This window comes from Amycolatopsis thailandensis (assembly GCF_042723255.1).
Classification (GTDB): domain Bacteria; phylum Actinomycetota; class Actinomycetes; order Mycobacteriales; family Pseudonocardiaceae; genus Amycolatopsis; species Amycolatopsis thailandensis.
Window position 1 is genome coordinate 1 of sequence record NZ_JBHXJK010000219.1, and the last position, 9,517, is coordinate 9,517.

10 protein-coding genes are annotated in these 9,517 nt (G+C 68.4%); 6 read left to right on the top strand and 4 right to left on the bottom strand.

Annotation, left to right across the window (positions count from 1 at the left end; all coding sequences use genetic code 11):
- Nucleotides 1–167: 167 nt before the first annotated feature.
- Nucleotides 168–1,220: an aldo/keto reductase gene (locus ACFWMR_RS41160; RefSeq protein ID WP_378382310.1), complete on the bottom strand. Its 1,053-nt coding sequence runs from the start codon at nucleotides 1,218–1,220 to the stop codon at nucleotides 168–170.
- Nucleotides 1,221–1,337: 117 nt separating this feature from the next.
- Between ACFWMR_RS41160 and ACFWMR_RS41165 the strand changes: the two genes are divergently transcribed.
- Nucleotides 1,338–2,168 carry a helix-turn-helix transcriptional regulator gene (locus ACFWMR_RS41165; RefSeq protein ID WP_378382311.1) on the top strand — a complete coding sequence of 277 codons (831 nt, stop codon included), beginning with the start codon at nucleotides 1,338–1,340 and terminating at the stop codon, nucleotides 2,166–2,168.
- A gap of 168 nt (nucleotides 2,169–2,336) precedes the next feature.
- On the opposite strand, the gene ACFWMR_RS41170 is transcribed toward ACFWMR_RS41165, so the two are convergent.
- Nucleotides 2,337–2,963: a MarR family transcriptional regulator gene (locus ACFWMR_RS41170; RefSeq protein ID WP_378278427.1), complete on the bottom strand. Its 627-nt coding sequence runs from the start codon at nucleotides 2,961–2,963 to the stop codon at nucleotides 2,337–2,339.
- 36 nt (nucleotides 2,964–2,999) lie between these two features.
- Between ACFWMR_RS41170 and ACFWMR_RS41175 the strand changes: the two genes are divergently transcribed.
- The 4 genes from ACFWMR_RS41175 (at nucleotide 3,000) to ACFWMR_RS41190 (ending at nucleotide 6,204) form a co-directional block, all read left to right on the top strand.
- Nucleotides 3,000–4,385, top strand: a complete 1,386-nt coding sequence (locus ACFWMR_RS41175; RefSeq protein ID WP_378382312.1) for a hypothetical protein — start codon at nucleotides 3,000–3,002, stop codon at nucleotides 4,383–4,385.
- A 242-nt stretch (nucleotides 4,386–4,627) separates the two neighbouring features.
- Nucleotides 4,628–4,996: a roadblock/LC7 domain-containing protein gene (locus ACFWMR_RS41180; RefSeq protein WP_020629966.1), complete on the top strand. Its 369-nt coding sequence runs from the start codon at nucleotides 4,628–4,630 to the stop codon at nucleotides 4,994–4,996.
- A 31-nt stretch (nucleotides 4,997–5,027) separates the two neighbouring features.
- Nucleotides 5,028–5,399 carry a hypothetical protein gene (locus ACFWMR_RS41185; protein ID WP_093936104.1) on the top strand — a complete coding sequence of 124 codons (372 nt, stop codon included), beginning with the start codon at nucleotides 5,028–5,030 and terminating at the stop codon, nucleotides 5,397–5,399.
- 49 nt (nucleotides 5,400–5,448) lie between these two features.
- Complete coding sequence (locus ACFWMR_RS41190; RefSeq protein WP_093936103.1) at nucleotides 5,449–6,204, top strand: hypothetical protein; 756 nt, start codon at nucleotides 5,449–5,451, stop codon at nucleotides 6,202–6,204.
- Nucleotides 6,205–6,210: 6 nt separating this feature from the next.
- Here ACFWMR_RS41190 and ACFWMR_RS41195 read toward each other — a convergent pair whose 3' ends face one another.
- Together ACFWMR_RS41195 and ACFWMR_RS41200 are read right to left on the bottom strand one after the other, a co-directional pair.
- Complete coding sequence (locus tag ACFWMR_RS41195) at nucleotides 6,211–7,380, bottom strand: site-2 protease family protein (protein ID WP_378382313.1); 1,170 nt, start codon at nucleotides 7,378–7,380, stop codon at nucleotides 6,211–6,213.
- Between the two features lie 122 nt (nucleotides 7,381–7,502).
- Nucleotides 7,503–8,216, bottom strand: a complete 714-nt coding sequence (locus ACFWMR_RS41200) for a TetR/AcrR family transcriptional regulator (protein ID WP_378382314.1) — start codon at nucleotides 8,214–8,216, stop codon at nucleotides 7,503–7,505.
- A 96-nt stretch (nucleotides 8,217–8,312) separates the two neighbouring features.
- Between ACFWMR_RS41200 and ACFWMR_RS41205 the strand changes: the two genes are divergently transcribed.
- The gene (locus tag ACFWMR_RS41205; RefSeq protein WP_378382315.1) at nucleotides 8,313–9,431 is read left to right on the top strand and encodes an FAD-dependent oxidoreductase; all 1,119 of its coding nucleotides are present in this window, start codon (nucleotides 8,313–8,315) and stop codon (nucleotides 9,429–9,431) included.
- Nucleotides 9,432–9,517: the final 86 nt, after the last annotated feature.

Below are 9,517 nucleotides of genomic sequence, written 5' to 3' on the forward strand. Positions count from 1 at the left end.
GTTGTGAAAGTGGCTTTCGCAACACCCCAAGCACGTCGCGAAAGCCACTTTCAGGACATCAGACGTCCCGAAAGTGGCTTTCGCGACACTCGAAGCCGGCAGGCGCGCGAGCGGTCGAGCACGACACCATCGCCGCGAGCCCCGATGACCGGTCCGCGGCCGGAAGCTCAGCGGCGCGCTTCGATCCTCATGTCGCCCCGCGTCATCGCGAGAGTCGAGTCGCGGGCGAGCGTCTCGTGCGGGAAGCCGAGGTCGATCGCGCTCACCTCGTCGAGGCGGGCCAGCTGCGACGGGGTGAAGTCGACCTCCAGCGCGCCCAGGTTGTCCTCCAGTTGAGCGGGCGTACGGGCGCCGATGATCGGCGCCGTCACGTCGGGGTTCCGCAGCGTCCACGCCAGCCCGACCTGAGCGGGGGTGCGACCGAGTTCCGCGGCGACCTCCTTCACGACGTCCACGATGGCGAAGTTCCGCTCGGTGAGCGTGCCCAAGGCGAGGTTGAAGTTCTTGCGGGTACCGTCCTCGGCCGGGGCCAGGTCGTCGCGGCTGTACTTCCCGGTGAGCACGCCGCCCGCCAGCGGTGACCACGGGACGACGCCCAAACCCAGCTCGCGGGCCATGGGGATCAGGTCGCGTTCGCCCGTGCGCTCGATCAGGTTGTACTCGATCTGCAACGCGATCAGCGGCGACCAGCCGCGCAGATCGGCGATCGTCTGCATCCGCGACACCTCCCAGGCCGGGGTGTTGGAGATCGCCACGTACAGGACCTTGCCGCGGCGGACCAGATCGTCCATCCCGCGCAGGATCTCTTCGACGGGTGTCGTGAAATCCCACAGGTGCAGGTAGAGCAGGTCGATGTAGTCCGTGTTCAGCTTCCGCAGGCTGTCCTCCACCGACGCGAACAGGTTTTTGCGCTGGCCGCCGCCGGAATTCGGGTCACCGGGCCGGCGCAGTGTCGTGTACTTCGTGGCCAGCACGAGGCTTTCGCGGTTGTCGCGGGTGAATTCGCCCAGCAGCCGTTCGGAGGTGCCGTTCGAATAGGTGCTGGCGGTGTCGATGAAGTTGCCGCCGCGTTCGACGTAGCGGTCGAACAGCTTGCGGGCCTCGTCCCGCTCGGCGCCCCAGCCCGATTCGGTGCCGAAGGTCGCGGCGCCCAGCGCCAGCGGGGACACCCGCAGTCCGGACCGGCCCAGCAGCCGATAGGTGTCGAGGGTGAGCGGCATCGTGTTCTCCCGTGCTCGTGATCCGTTGTCGGAGACGAGTCTGCGACCGCCGTGACCAGGGGATAAGGGAGAGAAGATCCTGGGAACACCGGTCCTACCCAGGCTGTTGGACCGATCATGACGACCCGCACCGTGGATACGACCCAGGAGCTGGCCGCGTTCCTGCGGACCCGGCGTGAACGCCTGGACCCGGACGTTTTCGGCCTGCCGTCGCGCCGCCGGTCCCGGCGGACGCCCGGGCTGCGCCGGGAGGAGGTCGCCGAACTCGCCGGGGTCAGCGTCGACTACATCGTGCGGCTGGAGCAGGCTCGCGGGCTGCGGCCCTCGGCGGAGGTGCTGGAGGCGCTCGCGCGGGCGCTGCGCCTGGCCCCCGACGAGCGCGCTTACCTCTTCGATCTCGCCAGGCAGCGTCCTCGCGACGCCGACAAGCTCGCGACCGTCGCGGCGCCGCCCTTGGCCCGGCTGGTCGCCGATCTCTCGCCCTTGCCGGTCATGCTGATGAACCACCGCTACGACATCCTGGCCTGGAACGACGAAATGGCGAGGCTGCTGGTGGATTTCGACACCTTGCCGCCGCCTCGCCGCAATTCGATGTGGCTATGCTTCAAACATCCGGAGATTCGCGATTTCTCTGTGGACCGTGAACGTGTCATGCGGGAAGGGATCGCTCATCTGCGCGCCGCGTGGGCCGCGCATCCGGACGATCAGGCGCTGATCGATCTCATCGCCGATTTCACCGCGGACGACGAATTCGCGCGCCTGTGGGCCGAACGGGACGTCAAGGTCAAGGGCCGGGGGAGCAAGGTGATCAGGCATCCCGAGGCCGGCGTGCTCGAACTGCATTTCGAAGTGCTCACCCCGCTTCAGGATCAGGATCAGCGCTTGGTGATCTACCGTGCCATGGACGAGGAAAGCCAGTCTTCGCTGGACAGCCTTTTCGCGCGGTGAATGTCATAAAGCGGTCACGACCCGAAGCGAAACGGGTCTCGTAGACGTCGCTGCGCGTAACCATCCTCCGGGTGCCGACGACTAATGCGGAAACGGCGCTCCGGAGGGTGGTGAAAGCGCGATTCTCGACATCGGTCTGAAACGGCCGCCACGATTCTCGAATCGTGGCTATTCGTTCTCACGTTCTGCGAGCTGCGTGGCGACGGCTTCGCCCCGGGGAGTGGCGTACCAGCCCTTCGACCGGCCGAGCCGGGTCTTGACGACCAGGCCGCGCTCCATCAGCGTCTTCCCGCTGCGGCTGATCTGCGCTTCGTGCGCGCCGAGCCGGGAGCCGACGTCGGAGCTGGTGATGTGCGGTTCGCGGTGCACCAGCACGAGCATCCTGGCCGCCCATGACTTCGGGTCCAGGTCATCGGCGAGTGCCGCCTGCTCCGCCCTGTCGAGCGCGGACTGCGCCACCTCGGCCAACGCCATCACGACCGCTTCGAGGCGCATCGTGTGGCCGCCCGGTTGCAGCCGCATCCCCGCGGACTGGAAGGCCTCCAGGGCGCAACGCAGGGACGGGATGTCCGCGAGCCGGATGGCGTCCACCAGCCACCTTCCGACCGCGGCCGCCCAGCGGTCCACCGCCGCGTGGTCGCCGAGCACCTTCCCCTCGCCGGTCTCTTCTTTCAGCTTCGCGGCCCAAGTCCCGAATCCCCGGGAAAGCCCGTCCGCGTCCTCGGCCGTGGTGCCGGGTGCGGGCGCCGCGCCCGCCGACGTCCTGTCCAGTGCGGCTGTCGCGTTCGAGGGCATGGGCTCCCCACCTCCAGAATCAAGGAAGTGTTAAGTATGGATCCTGCCGACGCGTTCGTCAACCTGTACGACGGTCTCAGGGGTGTTTCCGGGGACACGCTCAGCGACTGGTCCGCGGACGGGAGAGTGCGCGACGTCGAGGACATGGTCCGGGTCGAGGTGCGAACGACCGGGTTCCTGTCCGAGGCGTGGCTCTCCGGTCACCCGGACGAACGGAAGCGCTTCGGTGTCCTGCTTGGTTTGGACCTCGCGCTCCTCGACGCCAACGCCGACACCTGCCACCCGGGCGACAGGGCGCTCGACTACCTCCAGGTCCGGCTGGAGATGAACGGCAGGCTCAACGACGAGACCGGGGGCATCCTCGTGCCCCGCCGGACGTTCCCGCTCCGGCCGAACGCGGACCCGGAAAGTCTCGACGACTTCGTGCACCTGTTGCGCATCCCGCCGTATGTCAGCGTCAACCTCCAGCTTTCCCGGGTCGCCGCCGTCCGTGACCTGCCCCGCTCGCCGCTGAAGATCGCGCAGTTGCCGTTCCTGGCCGAGTCCGCCGACCTCCGCTGGGAACCGGATCGTCCCGACGGCGGGTTCTACACCGTCGCGCCCGAAAGCGCGCGGCTCGGCGACCGCGTCGCGAGGGCGCTGGACGTTCTCGACGAAAGCGGGGCCGTTCTTGCCATCCTTCCCGAAGGCTGCCTGGACGACAGTGTTCTCGAGCGATGGCGCGAGCAGCTCAGGGCGACCCCCCGGCCTGAGGGGAGCTCGCTCACCTGGCTTCTTCTGGGAACCGGTCCGGTGACGAGTGTGGGGCCGCCTCCGGCCAGCAACCGGCCGCCGAACCGGGCCGTCCTCGTCCATCGCAACGGCTGGGTCGAACCGATGCTCACCCAGGACAAGATGTCGGGGTTCTGTTTCACGGTGGACAAACAGGAGGAGTACGAGATCGAACTCGGCGGGGTCAAACGCGACGAACGCATCTCCCACGATTCGCTGATAACCGTGCTCGAGTCCCGTTCGGGACGATTCGCCGTCCAGGTGTGCGAGGACTTTACCCGCCCGGAGCGTCATCAGCACGTCATCGCGGTGGGCGCCACGCACCTTCTCGTCCCGGTCCTCGCCGCTCCCATGTGGAAGAAGGGATGGCAGGCGGCGGCGGGACAGACCTTGACCGTGCACCTCGGCGCGAAAGCGGCGGTGAGCAACGGTTTGGCGATCACGCGCTTTTACCGGGAGAAGCAGGACGGCGAGAACGGTCCTTACGAGATCGACAACCCGGCGACCACTTTGCTGACCGTCGCCGGCCCGTCGGACCGGCCCGCCGAATACCTGACGACCGATGACGTGGTCAAGGAGTATCAGAACCCGGATGCCAACTGGCAGAAGGCGCTCGACGACGCCTTGACGCCGAGAGTGGCCGATTGGTAAGGCATTTTCGCTGCCTTTCCCGGATCGTCGGGAATTCGCGTACCGGCCCGGCTTCGGGTGGCGTCGCGACGGATGACGGCGGTCGATTCGACGACCTGGTGCGTACACGGAAAGTGTTTGGGCCGATCGCGTGATAGCGCCGCCCGGTCCCGGATACGCATAGGTGATGACTAACGTCGGTGGTACGTTCCATCGCGTTCGGAATCTCCTGATGGGCCCTCTGAAACAGGAAGTATTGAGTAGTGGATTTCGATGCACTGATCGCCGAACTGCGGACCCTGCGGGACAATGTCGCCGGAGTGACCGACACGGTGATAGCCGCGGTCGACGGAATACCGATCGTCGCCGACGCGGCGAAGAGTATCGATCCCGCGGAAGTCTCCGCGCTCGCCGCCGCGAATCTCGGGATCGCGCGTCAGGCCGCCGAAGTGACCGGAAAGGGCACCCTCAGACAGACCGTGGTGTTCAGCAGTGACGGTTACATGGCCGTGTACGCGATCGACCGGATGGCGCTCATGGTCATCATGGGCGACCGGCAGCTGAATGTCGGCCGCCTTCTTTTCGAATGCCGCCCGGTGATCGACCGGATCAGTTCGATTCTGGCCGCTTGACCTTTGATCGAAACGAAGAAAGTGGAGTTCGATGAACATCGAAAACGCCCTGAAGGAATCCATGTCGATCGCCGGTGCCGTCGGCGTCGCGCTCGTCGACTACGAGAGCGGGATGTCGCTCGGCACCAGCGGGGGCGGTGACTGGCTCAATCTGGAGGTCGCGGCGGCGGGGAACACCGACGTCGTCAGGTCGAAGCTCCGGGTCATGTCCGCGCTCGCGCTCAACGACAGCATCGAGGACATCCTCATCACGCTGCACCGCCAGTATCACTTGATCCGCCTGCTGGATTCCGTGAGCGCGAGAAGCTCCCTGTTCCTCTATCTGGTGCTGGACCGGGACCAGGCGAATCTCGCGCTGGCCCGGCACTATCTCAAGCGCATCGAGACGGAGTTGCAAGTCTGAAAGCAGGCATGGGTGCGGCGGCGACCACCCGGATCGGAGGAAGCCGGCGATGACCGGAGGAGCGTCCAGTCATAACGCGCTGGTCGTCGGCTCGGCGCTCATGGGCGGTCTCGGTTCGCTGTTCCCGGCCGGATTGAAGCTCACCGGCGATCGCCTCGAATTCGTGTTCGTCCTGCCGGACGGCCGGAACGGCAGGCACGCGACGGAGCCGGAACCGTCGGACCACCCGTTCGTCGCGGTGAAGGAGCGGATCCGGCTCGGTGCCGACACCTCGGTGCCGCTGCCGCGGTTCTTCCTCGACACCGACAGCAGATGGACCCGGCTCCACGTGGAGCTCACCGGTACCGCGGTCCGGGCGGTGATCGTGCTGCCGGACGAACTCACCGCGCAGTCGCTGAACGCTCCGTTCCTCGGCTGGTGGCAGGACCAGGTCCCCGGTGCCGTGCGGCTGGCGGTGGACGAGATCGCCAGGATCCTCGCGAGGTGCCGATACCGCGCCGGGGGACCGGATCCGCTGATCGACCTGGAGCTGAGCTATGTGCCGGACCGGAACTTCGACGCCGTGTTCGCCCGCGCCCACGAACCGGTCAGGCCGTTCATCGCGCCGGTGCGCCCCGCGTTCAAGATGCGCTGGCACGCGGTGACCCCGGCGCAGCGCAAAGCGTTCACCGACGATCTGATCGACGTCACCACGACGGGGTGGTGGCCCCGCCGCAGACCGACCGCGACGATCATGGGGCTGGAGGTGGAACTGCCGCCCGGGCTCTTGCTGAGGCCTCGTGTGGCCCCCGGCGCGGCGAAATGAGCGGGCTCACCGCGGGTCCCCGGGCGAGTGCGGGGCAGCGGCCCGTGGACGGTGGCGCAGCGTGGCGAGCTCGACGGCCCTGGCCAGGTCGCCTGCCCCCACCACCCCGGCGAGCGCGCTGGACTCGGTCACCAGGACGAGGTCGCGGCCGGGCCGCAGGAAGACACGATTCATCAGCTCGGTCACCTGCGCGTCGACACCGACCACGGTGACCGTCTGATCCTTGCGCGCCACGTCCGCGACCCTGGTCGCGCGGCGGGCGTCGGCCGGGACCCGGATCAAATCCCCGAGGCTGACGACGCCGACGGGAACGCCGTCGAACGACAGCACCGGGAACACCCGATCCCGGCCGGCACCCGCCGCGTGGTCGGCGAAGGCGTCCACCGTCCACCAACCGGGCGCGACCGTCGGTGAGGGGTTCATGATCTCGCCCACCCGGACCCCGCCGAGCCGTTCGCGCAGCGGGCCCGCGGCGAATTCGGCCTGCGCGGCGAAGATCAGGAACAAGCCGAGCAGGATGAGCCAAAGCCCGCTGAATTGTCCGAACAGAAGCAGTTGTGCGAGCCCCGCGATGCCGAAGGCCGCGCCGAGGGCCTGACCGAATCGTCCGGCGACGGCTCCGGCGCGGGCCCGGTCGCCACGCCGCGACCAGACCGCCGCGCGCAGCATCCTGCCGCCGTCCAACGGCGCGCCGGGCAGCAGATTGAACACCCCCAGCAGGATGTTGCCCGCGCCGAGCCACGCCAGCCCGCTGACCGGCAAGGGATGCGCGACCCCTGCCACGAGGACGGCGGCACCGAGCCCGGCCACGCCGATCAGCACGCTGGCGATCGGGCCCGCCACCGCGATCCGGAAGTCTGCCTTCGGCGTGGAGGGTTCGTCCTTGAGGTCGGCGGCACCGCCGAGCATCCACAGCGTGATCCGCTTGACCCCGACACCGTGCCGCCGAGCGACGGCGGCATGGGACAACTCGTGAAGCAGCAGCGAGGCGAGGAAGCCCGCGGCGGTGAGCACGCCCGTGACCCAGTACCACCCGGGAGCCGCACCGGGCGCGGCCCGGGGAAGGACGGCCGTGGCCAGGAGGTCGGTGATCAGGAAGAGCACGAGGAGGACCGACCAGTGGGCTCTCACGGCGATTCCGGCCCACCGGCCGAGGGGGATGGCGGTGCGGAACATCGGATCCCTTTCCTCGGGCGCCGTTGACCGGTGTTTCGCGGGAATGGACCGGTTCCACGGTTCTCGGGGCGCGGGTGGGCGGCTAGGGCCGAACAGCCTCGATCGGAGGGCCGTTCGGGGGACTAGCCGAGGTTGTCCATGATCAGGCCGAGGGTGAAGTCGAACCGGTCGTGACCGGTGCCCGACGTCAGTTCGGCGGCATGGCGCCGAGTGTGCGGAAACGCGTCGGCGGGCAGTGCGGCGAACCGGCGTAGCAGTTCCTCCCGGCTGACAACCCATTCCTGGTCCGGGTCGGTCCGCCGCTGCCGGACCAGCGACTGCTCCAGGGCGTAGGCGCTGACGTAGAGGGACAAGGCGTCGAGCCCCCAGGCCGCTTTCCGCGGTTCGACGCCGCCGGCGAGCAGGATCGCCAGAAGTCCTTCGCGCACCTGCAAGGTGTGGAGATTGGTCGGGACCGTGCCCAGCACGGCGCGGGAGATCCCGGGGTAGTTCAGGTACTGGTCCCGGATCTGGGTGTAGACGTCGCGGATCTGCTCCCGCCACCGCGCCGGATCCGGTCCGGGAAGCACGATCCCGGCGTAGAGCCGCCCGACGATCAGGTCGTCGATGTCGTCCTTGTTGACGATGTGCGCGTACAGCGACGACGGCCCCGCGCCCAGCACCGCGGCGACCCGGCGGATGGTCAGGGCGTCGTAGCCCTCGGTGGCGACGACCTGCAAGGCGGCGTCGGTGATGCGGTCGACCGTGATGGGCTTTTTGCGCGGTGGCGAAGCCGCCGGGTCCTCGGCGGGCTGGGCGTGACGGGCTGCTCGGCGTTGCCGGGGATCGGAGGGCATGCGGGCACTCTAGCTTGACACGAACTTAGTTCGCCAAGTAGAACTTAGTTCGTCATCAACGAACTAAGTTCGTCAACGTTCTTCGGGAGGTGTGTGATGCGAGTTTCGGTGGCCGGAGCCGGTCTGGGAGGTCTCGCCTTGGCGCAGGGGCTGCGCGGGGCAGGCATCGAGGCCGGCGTGTACGAGCGGGATCCCGCGATCACCGCCCGCTTCCAGGGGTACCGGCTGGTGCTGAACCCGGTGGGGTTCGACGCCGTGCGCGCCTGCCTGCCGTCGCGCTGGCACGCGCTGCTGGACGCCATCGTCGGTGACGCCTATGGCGAGCGCCTGGTCCTGGACCCGCGGCTGAACACGATCGGCGCGCTCGGCCCCGGCAAGACCGGGACCGTGGTCGACCGGCACGTGCTCCGGCATCTGCTGCTGACCGGGCTCACCGTGCGCACCGGGGCCGCGCTGGCCGGGTACGGAGTCCTGGCCGATGGGAAGGTCGAAGCGCGCTTCGCGCACGGTGACCCGGTCGCCTCGGACCTGCTCGTCGGGGCGGACGGGGTCGGTTCCGCCGTACGCGCGGCGCTGTCTCCCCAGACCGTCCCGATCGACACCGGCGTCCGGTTCGTCATCGGCCGCACCGCGCTGACGGAGCGTTTCGCCGGGCTCTCGAAGGCTTTCGGCTCGAAGGTCGCCGGGGACGGAGTGAGCCTGCTGCTCGGGGCGATGCGTTTCCGCACCCCGCCGAAGGCGGCCGCCGAGGAGCTGGCGCCCGACGTGACCCTTCCCGACGTCCGCGATTACGTGCGCTGGGCGATGATCCTCCCGCCGGACGGCTCGCTCGGCGCTTCGACGCCGCAGGAAGCGGCTCTGTCCAGAATGGACGGTTGGCATCCGGAGCTGCGGGAGCTCGTCGAACAGTCCGACCCGGACAACAGCACCCTCCTGTCCATCCGGGTGGTCGAGCCCCGTGAACGGTGGGCGCCCGGTCCGGTCACGTTGCTCGGCGACGCGATCCACGCCACCTCGCCGACCGGCGGCAACGGGGCGAACATCGCCCTGCGTGACGCGGATCTGTTGCGCCGTAGCCTGATCGAGGCCGCCGAGGGGCGTCGAAGCCTCCTTGACGCCGTCGGTGACTACGAGCGGCAGATGTTCGAGTACGGAGCCGAGGCCGTGCGCCACAGCCTGGAAGCGTTGCCGGCCTATGTGCCGAATCGGTCGTGAGTGGCGATCGACGGTGACGGGCGCGGCGGAGGCTCGGAAGTGTCGCGAAAGCCACTTTCGGGACGTCTGATGTCCCGAAAGTGGCC

Coding starts and splice junctions, on each gene's coding strand:
- ACFWMR_RS41200 (WP_378382314.1), bottom strand. CDS start 8,216: ATGCCCTCCGATCCCCGGCAACGCCGAGCAGCCCGTCACGCCCAGCCC.
- ACFWMR_RS41190 (WP_093936103.1), top strand. CDS start 5,449: ATGACCGGAGGAGCGTCCAGTCATAACGCGCTGGTCGTCGGCTCGGCG.
- ACFWMR_RS41185 (WP_093936104.1), top strand. CDS start 5,028: ATGAACATCGAAAACGCCCTGAAGGAATCCATGTCGATCGCCGGTGCC.
- ACFWMR_RS41205 (WP_378382315.1), top strand. CDS start 8,313: ATGCGAGTTTCGGTGGCCGGAGCCGGTCTGGGAGGTCTCGCCTTGGCG.
- ACFWMR_RS41195 (WP_378382313.1), bottom strand. CDS start 7,380: ATGTTCCGCACCGCCATCCCCCTCGGCCGGTGGGCCGGAATCGCCGTG.
- ACFWMR_RS41170 (WP_378278427.1), bottom strand. CDS start 2,963: ATGCCCTCGAACGCGACAGCCGCACTGGACAGGACGTCGGCGGGCGCG.
- ACFWMR_RS41175 (WP_378382312.1), top strand. CDS start 3,000: ATGGATCCTGCCGACGCGTTCGTCAACCTGTACGACGGTCTCAGGGGT.
- ACFWMR_RS41160 (WP_378382310.1), bottom strand. CDS start 1,220: ATGCCGCTCACCCTCGACACCTATCGGCTGCTGGGCCGGTCCGGACTG.
- ACFWMR_RS41165 (WP_378382311.1), top strand. CDS start 1,338: ATGACGACCCGCACCGTGGATACGACCCAGGAGCTGGCCGCGTTCCTG.